Origin of the sequence: Streptomyces sp. NPDC021224, from assembly GCF_044332905.1 — a bacterium.
Classification (GTDB): Bacteria; Actinomycetota; Actinomycetes; order Streptomycetales; family Streptomycetaceae; genus Actinacidiphila.
Genome location: NZ_JBIRPW010000003.1, coordinates 307,812 through 324,294, shown reverse-complemented (window position 1 = coordinate 324,294; position 16,483 = coordinate 307,812). Strand labels below are relative to the sequence as shown.

Below are 16,483 nucleotides of genomic sequence, written 5' to 3'. Positions count from 1 at the left end.
ATGAGCGTCTCCACCAGCCCGCTGACGGCCGAGGAGCTGTCGGCCACCACGCTGCTGCGGTTCGCCACCGCCGGTTCCGTCGACGACGGCAAGTCCACCCTGGTCGGGCGGCTGCTGCACGACTCCAAGTCGGTGCTCAGCGACCAGCTCGAAGCCGTCGAGCGGGCCTCGCAGGTCCGCGGCCAGGAGGCCCCCGACCTGGCGCTGCTCACCGACGGCCTGCGGGCCGAGCGCGAGCAGGGCATCACCATCGACGTGGCCTACCGCTACTTCGCCACCGCGCGCCGCCGGTTCATCCTGGCCGACACGCCTGGCCATGTGCAGTACACCCGCAACATGGTCACCGGTGCCTCGACCGCGGAGCTGGCGGTGGTGCTCGTCGACGCCCGCAACGGCGTGGTGGAGCAGACCCGCAGGCACGCCGCCGTGGCCGCGCTGCTGCGGGTGCCGCACGTGGTGCTCGCGGTCAACAAGATGGACCTGGTGGACTTCGCGGAGCCGGTGTTCGCCGCCATCGCCGAGGAGTTCACGTCGTACGCCGCCTCCCTCGGGGTGCCGGAGATCACCGCGATCCCGATCTCCGCGCTGGCCGGCGACAACGTCGTGGAGCCGTCCGCGAACATGGACTGGTACGGCGGCCCGACGGTGCTGGAGCACCTGGAGACCGTCCCCGTCAGCCACGACCTGACGGACTGCCCGGCGCGCTTCCCGGTGCAGTACGTGATCCGGCCCCAGTCCGCCGAGCACCCGGACTACCGCGGCTACGCGGGCCAGATCGCCTCCGGCATGCTGCGCGTCGGCGACCCGGTGACGGTGCTGCCCTCGGGGCGTACGACGACGGTCTCCGGCATCGACGCGCTGGGCGTGAGCGTGGACACCGCGTGGGCGCCGCAGTCGGTGACCGTACGGCTCACCGACGACATCGACGTCTCGCGCGGCGACATGATCGCGCCCACCGCGTCCGCGCCCGCCGTCACGCAGGACGTCCGGGCGACGGTGTGCCACCTGCACGAGCGCCCGCTGCGGATCGGCGAGCGGGTGCTGCTCAAGCACGGGACGCGCACGGTCAAGGCGATCGTCAAGGCCATCCCCTACCGGATCGACCTGTCGCACGGCCTGGCCCACGACAACGACCCGGCGGCGCTGGAGGTCAACGACATCGGCGCGGTGCGGCTGCGCACCGCCGAGCCGCTGCCGATCGACGCCTACGCGGAGGCCCGGCTCACCGGCGCCTTCCTGCTGATCGACCCCGCGGACGGGACCACGCTGACCGCCGGCATGGCGGGCGAGGCGTTCGCGGAGCCCCCGGCGGCCCAGGCGGCCGCGGACGACGAGGGCTGGGACTTCTGACCATGGCTCAGGAAGCCTTTTCGGGATTCGCGAAGGAGGGCGGGCGCGTCGGCAGCGGCTCGCTCGGCTCGGGTACGGGCGGGGTCGCGCGATGTGCGGGCTGACCCGCACGACGGCGGTCCACGGCAAGACCGTGGCCGCCGGCGCACGCCCCATGCGCGCTCCGCGCGCCCCGATGCACCGCTTTCGAAGACCTGACGAGCTTCCGGCCGCGCCCTAGCGCGCGACACGCCGGGCCTGACGAGAGGACACACCCGTGTCTGCGCACCTCCGACCCGCGTCCCGCCCCACCGCCCGCCGCCACAGACTCATCGCCGTGGCCGCCGCCCTCCCGCTGTTCCTCGGCTCGCTGGCCGCCTGCGGCTACGGCTCCGACAACAAGTCGGACGACGACAACTCCTCGCCGGCCGCCGCGGCGTCCGGCAGCGGCACCCCCGCCGCCAAGCTCTCCGCCGACCAGGTGAAGATCGGCTACTTCCCGAACCTGACGCACGCCACCGCGCTGGTCGGGCTGAAGGAGGGCTTCTTCCAGCAGGAGCTGGGCGACACCAAGATCAAGGAAGCCACCTTCAACGCGGGTCCCGCCGAGATCGAGGCGCTCAACGCCGGGTCCATCGACATCGGCTGGATCGGCCCCTCCCCGTCGATCAACGGCTACACCAAGTCCGACGGCAAGAACCTGAAGATCATCTCCGGGTCGGCGTCCGGCGGCGTCAAGCTCGTGGTCAACCCCCAGAAGATCAAGACGCTCGCGGACGTCAAGGGCAAGAAGATCGCCACCCCGCAGCTCGGCAACACCCAGGACGTGGCGCTGCTGAACTGGATATCCACCCAGGGCTGGAAGGTCGACGCGCAGTCCGGCAAGGGCGACGTGTCGGTGGTGCGCACCGACAACAAGATCACCCCGGACGCGTACAAGAACGGCTCCATCGACGGTGCGTGGGTGCCGGAACCCACCGCGTCGAAGCTCGTGAGCGAGGGTGCCAAGGTGCTGCTCGACGAGAGCACGCTGTGGCCGAACAAGCTGTTCGTGATCACCAACGTGATCGTGTCGCAGAAGTTCCTGACCGCGCACCCGGACGTGGTGGAGGCGGTGCTGCGCGGCTCGGTGAAGACCAACGCCTGGGTCAAGGCCAACTCCGACAAGGCCAAGGCGGACGCCAACGCCGAGCTGGAGCGGCTGACGCAGAAGGCGCTGCCGGCGAACATCCTGGACCCGGCGTGGGCCTCGCTGCAGGTGACCGACGATCCGCTGGCCTCGACCGCCAAGACCGAGGCCGACCACGCGGTGGCCGCGGGCCTGCTGGACAAGCCGAAGCTGGACGGCATCTACGACCTGACGCTGCTCAACAAGGTGCTCAAGGCCGCGGGACAGCCCGCCGTGAGCGCCGCCGGCCTCGGCAGCGAGTGACGGGCCGCGGGTCCGCGTGACAACCGAACCGAGAATCCCAGGAGGTGACATGGCCGACACCCTCACCAGTGCCGGGGAGCAGGCCGTGGAGAGCGCCGCGCACGCGGCCCGGCTCGACCACGTCTCGAAGGCCTTCGGCGGGCCCGGCGGCCGGCAGCTCGTGCTGGACGACATCACGCTCGATGTCGCCCCCGGCGAGTTCGTCTGCCTCCTGGGCGCCTCGGGCTGCGGCAAGTCGACGCTGCTGAACCTGGTCGCCGGACTCGACAAGCCGTCCGCCGGGAGCATCACGACTCCCGGCGGCCGGCCGGCCCTGATGTTCCAGGAGCACGCGCTCTTCCCGTGGCTGACGGCGGGCAAGAACATCGAGCTGGCGCTGCGGCTGCGCGGTCTGCCGCGCGAGGAGCGGCGCCCGGAGGCCGAGCGGCTGCTGTCGCTGGTACGGCTCGGCGGCGCGTACGGCAAGCGGGTGCACGAGCTGTCCGGCGGCATGCGGCAACGCGTGGCGCTGGCCCGCGCGCTCGCCCAGGACAGCCGGCTGCTGCTGATGGACGAGCCGTTCGCGGCGCTGGACGCCATCACGCGGGACGTGCTGCACGACGAGCTGACCCGGATCTGGTCCGAGACCGGTCTGTCGGTGCTGTTCGTGACGCACAACGTGCGCGAGGCGGTGCGGCTGGCCGAGCGGGTCGTGCTGCTGTCCTCCCGGCCGGGCCGGATCAACCGCGAGTGGCGGATCGGCATCCCGCAGCCGCGGCGGATCGAGGACGCGGCCGTGGCGGACCTGTCCGTCGAGATCACCGAGGAACTGCGTGGGGAGATCCGCCGCCATGGCCAGCACTGAGACAGAGCCGACCCCCGGTCCGGGCCCGCAGGACACCGCGGGCCCCCTCGACAAGGCGCCGCACAAGGCCCGGGAGCGGTCCGGCGAGAGCGACCTGTCGGGCCTGGAGGCGGGCCTGGACGCGCTGGACGCGGTCGTCGTCGAGCGCGCGACCCTGCGCCAGGTGCTGGTCAAGAAGGCGCTGCCGCCGGTCCTGGCGGTCGTGCTGGTCCTGGTGGTGTGGCAGCTCGCGGTGTGGGGGCACGTCGCCGACCAGACGAAGCTGCCGAGTCCCTCCGCCGTGGCCGACGAGCTGAAGGCGCGGTGGCAGGCGGGCGACCTCTTCGACATCATCTGGACCAGCGTGTCGCACGGCCTGCTCGGCTTCGCCGCCGCGCTGGTCATCGGCACCCCGCTGGGCCTGGTGGTCGCACGGGTGCCGTTCGTGCGGGCGGCGATCGGGCCGATCCTGTCCGGACTCCAGTCGCTGCCGTCGGTGGCGTGGGTGCCGGCCGCGGTGATCTGGCTGGGTCTGAACAACTCCACGATGTACGCGGTGATCCTGCTCGGCGCGGTGCCGTCCATCGCCAACGGCCTGGTGGCCGGCATCGACCAGGTGCCGCCGCTGTACCTGCGGGCCGGACGCACCATCGGCGCGACCGGGCTGCGCGGGGCGTGGTACATCCTGCTGCCCGCCGCGCTGCCGGGCTACGTCGCCGGTCTCAAGCAGGGCTGGGCCTTCTCCTGGCGCTCGCTCATGGCCGCCGAGCTGATCGCGTCCTCCCCCGACCTCGGGGTCGGGCTCGGCCGCTACCTGGAGAACATGCGGGAGGCCTCCGACATGGCGGGCGTCTTCCTCGGCATCCTGATGATCCTGGTCGTCGGCATCGCGATCGACCTGATCGTCTTCAGCCCGCTGGAGCGCTGGGTGCTCCGCTCGCGCGGGCTGACCGCACGGAGCCAGTGACCGTGCGCCCCGGCCCGAGCCGGCCGCCGCTGCTCGTCATCGCGCACGGCTCGCGCGACCCGCGGCACGCCGCGACCGTGCACGCCCTGACGCGACGGGTGGCGGCGGCCCGGCCGGGGCTGCGGGTGGACACCGCCTTCCTGGACTTCAACGCCCCGTCCGTCCCGCAGGCCGTCGGCCGGCTCGCCGCCGACGGGGTACGGGACGCGGTGGCGCTGCCGCTGCTGCTGACCCGGGCTTTCCACGCCAAGACCGACATCCCCGCGGTGCTGCGCGACTCCACCGCCGCGCTGCCCTCGCTGCGGCTGCGCACGGCCGAGGTGCTGGGCCCCTCACCGCTGCTGACCGCCGCCCTGGAGCGGCGGCTCACCGAGGCGGGCCTGCGGCCCGCCGACCGCCCGTCGACCGGCCTGGTGCTGGCGTCGGCGGGCTCCACCGATCCGGAGGCGGGCGCGGTGATCGCAGCCGTCGCGCGGGAGTGGCGGCACACCGGATGGTGCGCCGTGCGGCCCGCGTTCGCCTCCGCCGCCCTGCCCCGCGCCGAGGACGCCGTGCGGGAGCTGCGGGCCGTCCCCGGAGTGCGGCAGGTCGCGGTCGCGCCGTACGTCGTCGCGCCGGGCTTCCTGCCGGACCGCATCGCCCGCGGGGCACGCGAGGCGGGCGCCGACCTGCTGGCGCCGGTGCTGGGCGACGCCCCCGAGCTGGCCGCGCTGCTGCTGCGCCGCTACGACCAGGCGCGGCGGCCGGCCGCCGCCGGGCAGCTGCTGTCGGCCTGAGCAGGGCGTCCGGCCTCCTAGGTGTAAGGGGCACGCGTCAGGCGGGGGTGGGGTTAGCCCCACCCCCAAGGGGGAGAGCGCCCTCCCCGAAGTCACCGGTCAGCCGGATGGGTGGGCCCCTCGCAGGCCCGTAGCGTCATTCGTGGACGGAGCGGCACCCGCCGCCACCCGGCACGGACCTACGAACCTGACACCTGACAAGGGGGACACCGTGAGTCGCGGACGCGCACACGGCAGCAGGATGGGAATAGCGGCGGCCATGGGCGCCTGGAGCGCCCGGCACCGCTGGGCGGCGGTGGGCGGCTGGCTGCTCCTGGTCGTCCTCGCGGTCTTCGCGGGCCAGGCGGCGGGCCGGGTCGACGTGGACCAGGACAAGTCGATGGCGGGCGAGGTCAACCAGGCCGCCACCATCAACGACGACGCGGGCCTGAAGTCGCCGGCCGGCGAGATGGTGATCGTCCAGGCCGAGGGCGGCACGGTCAAGGCCACCGACCCGGCCTTCCGGGCGGCGGTCGGCGATGTCGTCACCGCGGTCAGGGGCACCGGCAAGGTCACCGCGGTGACCTCGCCGTACGACACCAAGTCGATCTCCGCGGACGGGCGTTCGGCGCTCGTGCGGTTCGACATGCTCGGCGACGAGAAGACCGCGGGCGACCGGGTCGAGCCGGTCATGGACGCGGTGAAGAAGGTGCAGGCCGAGCACTCCGACCTGCGCATCGAGGAGTTCGGCGACGCCAGCGCCAACAAGGTGCTGGACGACGCCTTCGGCACCGACTTCAAGACCGCCGAATACTCCGCGGTGCCGCTCGCGCTGGGCATCCTGCTGATCGCCTTCGGCGCGCTCGTCGCCGCGCTGCTGCCCGTGCTGCTGGCCATGACGGCCTTCGTCGCGGCCGGCGGGGTGGTGGCGCTGGTCAGCCACTGGGTGCCGATGAGCGACACCGCCAACTCGGTGATGCTGCTGGTCGGTCTCGCGGTGGGCGTCGACTACTGCCTGTTCTACCTGCGCCGGGAGCGCGAGGAGCGGGCCGCGGGGCACGACCCGGAGACCGCGCTGAAGATCGCCGCGGCCACCTCCGGCCGGGCGGTGCTGATCTCCGGCATCACCGTGATCGTGGCCATGGCGGGCATGCTCTTCACCGGCATCGGCGACTTCGAGGCGATGGGCGTCGCCACCATGATCGTGGTCGCCCTCGCGATGGCCGGCTCCGTCACCGTGCTGCCCGCGCTGCTGTCGCTGCTCGGCCACCGCGTCGAGAAGGGCCGTATCCCGTTCCTGGGCCGCGGCCGCAAGCAGGCCGCCGGACGCCCGTCCGCGCCCCGCACCAGCCGGGTGTGGCGGACCGTGCTGCGCCCTGTGCTGCGGCACCCCAAGGCGGCCACCGTCATCGCCGGCGGCGCGCTGCTGGTCGTCGCACTGCCCGCGTTCGGCATGAAGACCGCCAACCTGTCGATGCAGCAGGAGCTGGGCGACGGGCTGCCGATCATCCAGACCTACGAGCACATCGACGCCGCCTTCCCCGGCGGCCCGGCACCCGCCCAGGTCGTGGTCAAGGCCGCGGACATCAACGCCCCCCAGGTCAAGAAGGCCATCGCCGACTTCCGGGCCGAGGCCGTCTCCTCCGGCGCCAGCAAGGGCCCGGTGACGGTCACCGTGCACGGCGCGCAGAACGTCGCCCGGATCGACGTCCCGCTGGCCGGCGGCAGCGACCGCGCCAAGGCCGAGGCCAACGTCAGGACGCTGCGCGACCACGTGCGGCCCGACACCCTCGGCAAGATCCCCGGGGTCCAGGCGCCGATCACCGGTGAGACGGCCGGCTCGATGGACTTCACCCACAAGATCACCAGCAGTGTGCCGCCGGTCTTCGCCTTCGTGACCGTCTTCGCCTTCCTGCTGATGCTGCTGTCCTTCCGGTCGCTGACCATCGCGATCACCTCGATCGTGCTCAACCTGCTGTCGGTGGGCGCCGCCTACGGCATCCTCACCGCGGTCTTCCAGCACGGCTGGGGCGCCTCGCTGGTCGGCGCGCACGGCACCGGCGCGGTCGTGGCCTGGCTGCCGCTCTTCCTCTTCGTGATCCTCTTCGGGCTGAGCATGGACTACCACGTCTTCGTGGTCTCCCGGATCCGCGAGGCCCGCACCCGCGGCCTGTCCACCAAGGCCGCGATCGAGCACGGCATCACCACCACCGCGGGCGTCGTCACCAGCGCCGCCGTCATCATGGTCGCGGTCTTCGCGATCTTCGGGACGCTGTCGATGCAGAGCATGAAGCAGATGGGCGTCGGCCTGGCCTTCGCGGTGCTGATCGACGCCACCGTGATCCGCGGGGTGCTGCTGCCGGCCGTCATGACGCTGCTGGGCGACCGCAACTGGTACCTGCCGCGCTGGATGAACCGGCTGCCCGACATGACCCACGACGAATCCGCGCTGCCCCAGCCGCCGGCCGCCGAGCCGCAGCCGGTGCCCCAGCTCGCCGGGGCGGACAGCCACCGCTGACCTGCGGCCGCGCACCCCGACCACGGTGCGCGGCCCCCGCCGCGAGCGCCGACGCGCCCCCGTACCGAGCCGGTACGGGGGCGCTGTCAGTGGTCGCGGTTACGGTGGGAGACATGACCGTACGGGAGAGCAGCGCAAGCGGAACGACCGCGGCGACGGCGGAGGCGGCGCCCGGCGCCGCCGAGGTCGAGCGCGGTCTCGAACAGCACCGGGTGGAACTGACCGGCTACTGCTACCGGATGCTGGGCTCGGCCTTCGAGGCCGAGGACGCGGTGCAGGAGACACTGGTACGGGCCTGGCGCGGCGCCGACCGCTTCGAGGGCCGGTCCTCGCTGCGCTCCTGGCTCTACCGCATCGCGACCAACGTGTGCCTGGACAGCCTCAACGCGGGCAAGCGCCGCGCCCGCCCGATGGACCTGTCCCCCGCCTCGCACGCCGACGCGGTGCTGCCCGACCCGACGTCCGAGGGGATGTGGGTCGAGCCCGCGCCCGACGGCCGGGTGCTCCCCGAGGGCGGCGACCCGGCGGACGTGGTGGTCAGCCGGGAGAGTGTGCGGCTGGCGTTCGTCGCCGCGCTCCAGCTGCTGCCGCCGCGGCAGCGCGCGGTGCTGATCCTGCGCGAGGTGCTGGCCTGGAAGGCCAGCGAGACCGCCGAACTGCTCGGCACGAGCGTGCCGTCGGTCAACAGCGCGCTCCAGCGCGCCCGCGCCACCCTCGCCGAGGCCGGTGCCTCCACGGAGGCCGACCCCCGCGGGACCGAGCTCGACGAGCAGCACGAGGCCCTGCTGGCGCGCTACGTCGACGCCTTCGAGCGCTACGACCTCCAGGCCCTCACCACACTGCTGCACGAGGACGCGGTCCTCAACATGCCGCCCTTCCCGATGTGGGTGCAGGGCCACGACGACATACGGGAGTTCATGGGCACGGTCGGCGCGGGGTGCGCGGGCTCGCGCGTCGTGCCGGTCGCGGCCAGCGGCCTGCCCGGCTTCGCGCAGTACCGCCCCACGCCGGAGGGCGGCTTCCGGGCGTTCGCGCTCCAGGTCATCGAGATGTCCGGCGACCGGATCAGCACGATGACGTCGTACCACGACGCCGACCGGCTCTTCCCGCTCTTCGGCCTGCCGCTGGAACTGCCCGCCGCGGCGGACGGCTGAACCGCCGGGAGTGCATTCCGGTCATTGCCGGGTACGTATTCTGAGCAGTTCGGCGGCAAAGGGGCGCGAAGTGCGGGCGCCGGAGTGCAAGACTTGCCTTGAGCCGTAACACCGGTGATGCCGGTGGCATATGCACAGGGCGGGGCGGCGGAGGCTGCCCGCGGGGCGGAGCGCGGAGGGTCGGGGCGTGGCGGAAGCGGTGTTCTCGCAGGAGCGGGCACGTGCGGTACTGGACGCCGCGGGGCACCCGAAGGCCGAGCTGATCTCCTTCGGTGAGAACGCGGTCTACGCCGCCGGCCGGCTGGTGATCAAGGTCGGCCGCGGCGCCGACCTGCTGGACCGCGCCCGCCGCGAGGTGCGCACCGCCGACTGGCTGGCCAAGCACGACGTGCCCGCGGTGCGCTCCGCCGAATCCGAGGTACGGCTCGTCGAGGGCCACCCCGTCACGTACTGGCAGCGGCTGCCCGAGTCGCTGCGCCCCGCCGAACCCGCGGACGTCGCCCCGCTGCTGCTGCGCGTCCACGCCCTGCCCGAACCGGACTTCGGGCTGCCGCCGCGCGACCTGCTGGGCGGCGTCGAACGCTGGCTGCGGCTCGCGGGCGACGCGATCGACCCCGCCGACGCGGCCTTCCTGCGCACCCGGCGCGACCGCCACGCGGCCGAGATCGCCGAACTGGTGCCGATGCTGCCGCGCGGCCCGATCCACGGTGACGCGCTGCCGCGCAACGTCCACATCGGGCCCGACGGCCCGGTCCTGGTCGACCTGGAGACCTTCTCCTCCGACCTGCGCGAGCACGACCTCGTCGTCCACACCCTCGACCGCGACCGCTACGGCGTCACCCCCGACGCATACGCCGCCTTCACCGCCGCGTACGGCTGGGACGTCGCCGAGTGGGACGGCAGCGAGGCGCTGCGCGGGGCGCGGGAGACCGCGGGGTGCGCGTGGGTCGCGCAGCACGCCGCGGCGAATCCGGCCGCCGGCACGGAATTCCGCCGCCGCGTCGCTTCGCTCCGCGCCGGCGACCCCACCGTCCGCTGGTTCTCCTTCTGACCTTTCCCCTGCGGGGCGCTGCGGCTGCGGCACCGGGCACGCGTTCTTGGTCGGCGCGGGTCGTCAACCGGCCCCGAGGGGGCAGCTGCTGTCGCTTCCGGACCACCGGCCGGTGGTGGGCTGCTCGCCGCAGTTCTCCCCCGGAGCTTCGCCCGGGAGGTACCCCCACGCGCCCCGAAAACGGTTGTGCAGCGCGGGATGCGCATCCTCATGGACCTAACCTTATCAGCGGTGTAAAGATTAGGGCGGGGCCCGCCCCGGGCCGACCGGGGGACCCGGGAAAGGGGATCCGTCATGCCCGAAAAGCGCACCGCGCGCACCGGAACGCTCTTACTTCTGACCGGCGTCGAGCTGATCGTCTTCCTGGACTCGTCCGTCACCAACCTCGCGATGCCGAGCATCGGCAAGGCGCTGGCCCTGAGCGTGGCCACGCTCGTCTGGGTCAGCAGCGCCTACCAGGTCACCTTCGGCGGCTTCCAGCTGGGTGCGGGCCGCGCCACCGACCGGCTCGGGCGGCGGCTGATGTTCCGCACCGGGCTCGCCGTCTTCACCGGGGCCTCCCTGCTCGCGGGTCTCACCGGCAGCGGCACCGCGCTGATCGCCGCGCGTGCGGCGCAGGGGATCGGCGCCGCGATCCTGATCCCTGCCGAACTCGCCCTGCTCACCGCGGTGTTCACCGAGCCGGAGGCGTACCGGCGGGCGTTCGGGGTGTGGAGCGCGATGGGCGCGGTCGGCGGGGCGGCGGGGGTCGCGGTCGGCGGGGTGATCGTCTCGGGGCTCGGCTGGCGCTGGGTCTTCCTGGTCAACGTGCCGATCGGGGTGCTGGGTCTGCTGGCGAGCGGCCGACTGCTGCCGCGCGACGACATCCACCTGCGGGCGGTGCGGCGGCGCGAGCTGGACCTGCCGGGCATGGTCACCGGCACCGCGAGCCTGCTGCTGCTGGTGTACGTGGTGACCAAGGGCGCGGAGGGCTCGTTGGACACCCTGCACCGGATACTGGCCGGGGTCGCGGTGCTGCTCGGTGCCGCGTTCGTGGCCGTGGAGCGGCGGGCGGGGACGCCGGTGCTGCCCTTCCGGATCTTCCGGGTGCGCGGCATCACCGGGTCGGCGCTGGCGAACTTCCTGGTCGGCGCGGCACACGTGCCGGTCTTCGTCTTCCTGTCGCTGTACTTCCAGGAGGTGCGCGGCTACTCGGCCGTCACGTCGGGCCTCGCGGTGCTGCCGCTCGCGCTCGTGGCGATCCCGGTGGCCCGGCTGGCACTGCCGCCGGTCCTGAAGGCGGCGGGCCCGCGGGTGGTGCTCGCGGGCGGGGCGGGGCTGCTGGCGGTGGCGCTGCTGCTGCTCTCCCGGATCCCCGCGCACGCGGACTACATGACGGACTTCCTGCCCGCCGCGCTGGTCTTCGCCGTGGCGCTGCCCGCGTGCTTCGTGGGCTCCACGCTGCCCGCGATGCGCGCGGCGGACCCCGCCGAGACCGGTGTGGTGTCGGGCGTGGTGAACACCGCGCAGCGGCTCGGCGCGGGCCTGGGCGTGGCGGTGCTGGCCGCGGTCGCGAACACCCGCACCTCCCACCACCACGGCGGCAGCCCCGCGGACGCGGTCAACGCGGGCTTCCACAGCGCCTTCCTGGGCGCGGCGGGGCTGGCCGCGCTGTGCGTGCCGGTGGCGCTGCTGGTCCTCGGCCCCGGCCCGGAGCCGGACGCGGCGGCCGGCGGCGAGACCGAGGACGTACCGGCCGGGCGTCCCGGAGCGGCCCCCGCCGCCGACCCGGCCGACGGCGCGGCGCCCACCGCCGACTGACCCCACCGGGAGCATCCTTCGCGCGCCACCCCGCGGCGGAGCCGGTCGCTGGCCGTCCACCCGGCGCGCGGCCAGTGGCGCACTCCCGGACCACCCGAACGGGGGCCCGCTCAGGCCGCCGTGTGCAGCGGCCACTCCCCCGGGATGGTGGCGGCCGCGGAATCCCGGCGGCGCAGCCACGCGGTGAAGTCCTCGGCCCAGGTGGCGTACCAGCCGGACTGCGCGTGCTGGAGCTCCCACAGATCGGCCTGGGCGGCCTCGGGGAAGCGCACGGCCAGCGCGCGGGCTACACGGACGGCGGCGAGGGCGTCGGCGCCCGCGTCGTGCGCGTCGTCCAGCGTCACCCCGTAGACCGCACAGGCGGCCTCCAGGGTGCGCTTGCCGCGGCGGTACCGGTCCAGGGCGCGGTCGATGACGAGCGGATCCACCACCGGGCCGGGCCGCCCGCCCGGCGCGACCAGCGGCGGCAGCGCGTACCGCCGCAACTCGGCGTCCAGCAGGGTGAGGTCGAAGGGCGCGTTGTAGACGACGACCGGGACCTGCGCGGCCCAGTACCCGCGGACGGCGTCGGCGACCTCGGCGGCCACCTCCGGCGCGGGCCGCCCCTCGGCGGTGGCGCGGGCGGTGCTCACCCCGTGGATGGCGGTGGTCTCCGGCGGTATCGGCACCCCCGGGTCGGCGAGCCAGGCGCGGTGCCGCACCGGCTGGCCGTCCTTCACCTCGGTGAGCGCCGCGGTGACGATACGCGCCTGCCGCGGGTCCGTCCCCGTGGTCTCCAGGTCGAAGCCCACCAGCAGATCCTCATGCCAAACCATGGCGAAAGTCCCCTTCCCGCCCCGTTGTCCCCCGATGTGCCCTGCCATCATCGCCTGCCCCACTGACACTCCCCCGCCCGCCCGCACGGGGCGGCGCCGACCGGGCGTGGTAACGGGGCGGGAGGCGGGCGGGGTTCAGGAGACGGGACGGGCGTCGGTCCAGATGCCCTCGAACTCCTCGCGGTAGACGTCGAAGAGCCCGGCCTCGGAGGGGCGGTCGTCGGCGACGACCCGGCGCGAGCCGCCGCGCAGCACCATCACCGGCACCTCCATGCCGCGGGCCCGCCGCAGGTAGGACTGGACGACGGCGAGGCCGTCGCCGCTGTCCCCGTCGACGAGGTAGGCGGTGAAGCGCGGGGTCTCGTCGAAGACCTGGATCTCGAAGGCGCCCGGGTCGCGCAGCCGGGAGCGCACCCGGCGCATGTGCATGATGTTCATCTCGACGGAGCGGGCCATCTCGCCGCGTCCGAGTCCGAGTTCCCGCTCCCGGCGGCGGACCGCGCTGCTGGCGGGGTTGAGGAAGAGCAGCCGCACCCGGCAGCCGTCCTCGGCGAGCCGGATGAGCCGCCGTCCGGAGTAGTTCTGCACCAGCAGGTTGAGCCCGATGCCGACGGCGTCCAGCCGCCGCGCCCCGGCGAAGAGATCCTCGACGGGCAGCTGCCGCTGCAGGCGCACCCGGTCGGCGTAGACCCCGACGACGTCCGAGAAGCGGTCGGCGACCAGCTCCTCCACGGCGTCCACCGGCAGCCGCTGCGAGGCGGCACGCCCGGCCCCGGCGCCCAGCAGCTCCAGCAGCCGGGCGCAGGCGCGCTCGGCCTGGTCCAGGACGGTGCGGGACAGGGCGCGGTTGCGGGAGACGACGTGCCGGGCCACCTCCAGCTCGTCGAGGGCGAGTTCGAGGTCGCGGCGGTCGTCGAAGTAGGGCTCGAAGCACGGCCAGTGCTGGACGACCAGTTCGCGCAGCTGGGGCAGCGTCAGGAAGCTCAGGACGTTGTCGTCGGCGGGGTCGAGCAGGTAGCCCTTGCGGCGGCTCACCTCGTGGACGGCCACGGCGCGCTGCACCCATTCGTGCCCGGCCGGGCCCGCGGCGGCGACGACCCACTCCTCGCCGTGCACGGGCTCGTAGATGGGCCGCAGCACCGCGTTGACGACGGCCCGCAGCCGCTGCTCGACCAGGTTCAGCCACACATAGGCGCGGCCGGCGCGCCGGGCGCGGGTGCGGACCTCGGCCCAGGCGTCGGCGCCCCAGTCGAGTTCCGCGCCGATCTCCATGGGCTGGGTGAGGGTGACCGCGGCCGGCGGTCCGCCCTCCACGGTGGTGTCCTGCCGGTCACCCTGCTCACCGCCTCCCGGGAGCATCAGACCTCCGGACGTCACCACTCCACCGCCTCCCACCCCCGTCCACGATCAAGGAAGGGTACTGCGGTGCGGGGGCCGTCGCAGCAGTATCGACCCTACTTGACTACTACCGGACAACCCCATCACTCGTACGGTCGCAGCCCGTTGTGGCTGTGTCACCCTCGGGTGGACGGGATGCGAAGATGACGCTTCGTCACCGCAACCGCACCGCACCGCACACTGTCAAGCGCATCGGCTCCGCCACCGCAGCCGGGAAGGACCGCGGGGTACGAGGACCAGTGGCCGGGCGCTCCCGCCCGGCCGGGACAACGGACAGAACGGAAGAGTCTCGACATGCAAGTCTGGCCGGGTCAGTCCTACCCCCTCGGAGCGACCTTCGACGGGGCGGGCACCAACTTCGCCGTCTTCTCCGAGGTGGCCTCCCGTATCGAACTGTGCCTACTGCACGACGACGGCTCGGAGACCGCCGTGGAGCTGCGCGAGGCCGACGCCTTCGTCCGGCACGCGTACCTCCCCGGGGTGATGCCGGGCCAGCGGTACGGCTTCCGGGTGCACGGCCCGTACGAGCCAGCCGGCGGCGACCGCTGCAACTCCGCGAAGCTGCTGCTCGACCCGTACGCCAAGGCGATGAGCGGCGAGATCGACTGGGACGAGGCGGTGTACGGCTACCGCTTCGGCCAGCCCGACTCGCGCAACGACCTGGACTCGGCCCCGCACACCATGTCCTCGGTCGTGGTGAACCCGTACTTCGACTGGGCCGACGACCGGGCACCGCGCATCGACTACCACCGCACGGTCATCTACGAGGCGCACGTCAAGGGCCTGACGATGACCCACCCCGGTCTTCCGGAGGAGATCCGCGGCACGTACGCGGCGCTCGCGCACCCGGCCGTGATCGGCCATCTGGTGGAACTCGGTGTGACGACCCTGGAGCTGATGCCCGTGCACCAGTTCATCCAGGACCACCGGCTCGTGGACGCGGGCCTCGCGAACTACTGGGGCTACAACACCATCGGCTTCTTCGCGCCGCACCACGCGTACTGCTCGCTGGGCGACCGCGGGCAGCAGGTGCTGGAGTTCAAGACGGCGGTGCGCGCGCTGCACCGGGCGGGCATCGAGGTCATCCTCGACGTGGTCTACAACCACACCGCCGAGGGCAGCCATCTCGGGCCCACGCTGTCGCTGCGCGGCCTGGACAACGCCTCCTACTACCGGCTCGCCGACAACCGCCGTTACTACATGGACACCACCGGCACCGGGAACTCGCTGCTGATGCGCAGCCCGCACGTGCTCCAGATGATCATGGACTCGCTGCGCTACTGGGTCACCGAGATGCACGTCGACGGCTTCCGCTTCGACCTCGCCGCGACCCTCGCCCGGCAGTTCCACGAGGTCGACCGGCTGTCGTCGTTCTTCGACCTGGTCCAGCAGGATCCGGTGGTCTCCCAGGTCAAGCTGATCGCCGAGCCCTGGGACGTCGGCGAGGGCGGCTACCAGGTCGGCAACTTCCCGCCGCTGTGGACCGAGTGGAACGGCAAATTCCGCGACACCGTACGGGACCTGTGGCGCGGCGAGAGCGCGACGCTCGCCGAGTTCGCCTCGCGCCTCACCGGCTCCTCCGACCTCTACCAGGACGACGGCCGCCGCCCGCTCGCCTCCATCAACTTCGTCACCTGCCACGACGGCTTCACCCTGCGCGACCTGGTCTCGTACGACGAGAAGCACAACGAGGCCAACGGCGAGAACAACAGCGACGGCGAGAGCTTCAACCGCTCCTGGAACTGCGGCGCCGAGGGCCCCACCGACGACCGCCGCGTCAACGCGCTGCGGCAGCGGCAGATGCGCAACTTCGTCGCCACGCTCATGCTCTCGCAAGGCGTGCCGATGCTCTCGCACGGCGACGAGTTCGGCCGCACCCAGCGCGGCAACAACAACGCGTACTGCCAGGACAACGAGCTGGCCTGGATCGCCTGGCCCGGCAAGGCGGGCACCGACGACGAGGCGGACGACGCGCACCGGATGCACGAGTTCGTCCGCCGGATGGTGTGGCTGCGCCGCGACCACGCCGTCTTCCGCCGCCGCCGCTTCTTCCACGGGCGGCCCGTGGAGGGCACCCACGACGAGCTGTCCGACATCGCGTGGTTCACCGCGGAGGGCACCCAGATGACCCAGCGCGAATGGCAGGCCGCGCACGCCCGCTCGCTCGTCGTCTTCCTCAACGGCAACGCGATCTCCGAGCCGGGTCCGCGCGGCGAACGGGTGACGGACGACTCCTTCCTGCTGATGTTCAACGCGGCCCCCCGCCCCCAGGAATTCCTGGTCCCCGCCCACCACGGCAAGGAGTGGCAGCTCATCGTCGACACGGAGCGCCCGGACGGCGTCGCGCCGGGTACGGGCGAGCGGGTCGCCGCGGGTGACCGCCTGCTCCTGGCCGACCGCAGCCTCGTCGTCCTCCAGCGCCCGGCGGACTGACCCGCGCG

General features: G+C 73.1%; 12 protein-coding genes. 10 read left to right on the top strand and 2 right to left on the bottom strand.

The features are described 5' to 3' along the window. From ACH4PY_RS09890 to ACH4PY_RS09850, 9 genes are all read left to right on the top strand, one after another. The gene (locus ACH4PY_RS09890; RefSeq protein WP_398178287.1) at window positions 1-1,350 is read left to right on the top strand and encodes a sulfate adenylyltransferase subunit 1; all 1,350 of its coding nucleotides are present in this window, start codon (window positions 1-3) and stop codon (window positions 1,348-1,350) included. A gap of 256 nt (window positions 1,351-1,606) precedes the next feature. Continuing rightward, window positions 1,607-2,761: an aliphatic sulfonate ABC transporter substrate-binding protein gene (locus ACH4PY_RS09885; protein WP_398178284.1), complete on the top strand. Its 1,155-nt coding sequence runs from the start codon at window positions 1,607-1,609 to the stop codon at window positions 2,759-2,761. A 49-nt stretch (window positions 2,762-2,810) separates the two neighbouring features. Next, the gene (locus ACH4PY_RS09880; protein WP_398178282.1) at window positions 2,811-3,605 is read left to right on the top strand and encodes an ABC transporter ATP-binding protein; all 795 of its coding nucleotides are present in this window, start codon (window positions 2,811-2,813) and stop codon (window positions 3,603-3,605) included. Further along, window positions 3,592-4,551, top strand: a complete 960-nt coding sequence (locus ACH4PY_RS09875; RefSeq protein ID WP_398178279.1) for an ABC transporter permease — start codon at window positions 3,592-3,594, stop codon at window positions 4,549-4,551. Before ACH4PY_RS09880 ends, ACH4PY_RS09875 begins: the two co-directional genes overlap by 14 nt. Further along, window positions 4,548-5,327: a sirohydrochlorin chelatase gene (locus tag ACH4PY_RS09870; protein WP_398178276.1), complete on the top strand. Its 780-nt coding sequence runs from the start codon at window positions 4,548-4,550 to the stop codon at window positions 5,325-5,327. The genes ACH4PY_RS09875 and ACH4PY_RS09870 overlap by 4 nt, the downstream gene beginning before the upstream one ends. 241 nt (window positions 5,328-5,568) lie before the next feature. Further along, window positions 5,569-7,824, top strand: a complete 2,256-nt coding sequence (locus tag ACH4PY_RS09865; protein WP_398179287.1) for an MMPL family transporter — start codon at window positions 5,569-5,571, stop codon at window positions 7,822-7,824. A gap of 113 nt (window positions 7,825-7,937) precedes the next feature. Further along, entirely contained in the window at window positions 7,938-8,978 is a 1,041-nt protein-coding gene (locus tag ACH4PY_RS09860; RefSeq protein WP_398178273.1) for a sigma-70 family RNA polymerase sigma factor, read from the top strand. A gap of 187 nt (window positions 8,979-9,165) precedes the next feature. After that, the gene (locus ACH4PY_RS09855; RefSeq protein ID WP_398178270.1) at window positions 9,166-10,029 is read left to right on the top strand and encodes an aminoglycoside phosphotransferase family protein; all 864 of its coding nucleotides are present in this window, start codon (window positions 9,166-9,168) and stop codon (window positions 10,027-10,029) included. Between the two features lie 294 nt (window positions 10,030-10,323). Further along, window positions 10,324-11,829, top strand: a complete 1,506-nt coding sequence (locus ACH4PY_RS09850; RefSeq protein ID WP_398178267.1) for an MFS transporter — start codon at window positions 10,324-10,326, stop codon at window positions 11,827-11,829. A gap of 110 nt (window positions 11,830-11,939) precedes the next feature. Here ACH4PY_RS09850 and ACH4PY_RS09845 read toward each other — a convergent pair whose 3' ends face one another. Next, a complete protein-coding gene (locus ACH4PY_RS09845; protein WP_398178264.1) occupies window positions 11,940-12,644 on the bottom strand; it encodes an exonuclease domain-containing protein in 705 nt (234 codons plus the stop codon). 135 nt (window positions 12,645-12,779) lie between these two features. After that, on the bottom strand, window positions 12,780-14,021 hold the full coding sequence (locus tag ACH4PY_RS09840) for an SAV2148 family HEPN domain-containing protein (RefSeq protein ID WP_398178261.1): 1,242 nt from the start codon (window positions 14,019-14,021) through the stop codon (window positions 12,780-12,782). Window positions 14,022-14,336: 315 nt separating this feature from the next. Between ACH4PY_RS09840 and glgX the strand changes: the two genes are divergently transcribed. Then, the gene (gene glgX / locus ACH4PY_RS09835; RefSeq protein ID WP_398178258.1) at window positions 14,337-16,475 is read left to right on the top strand and encodes a glycogen debranching protein GlgX; all 2,139 of its coding nucleotides are present in this window, start codon (window positions 14,337-14,339) and stop codon (window positions 16,473-16,475) included. Window positions 16,476-16,483 lie beyond the last annotated feature (8 nt).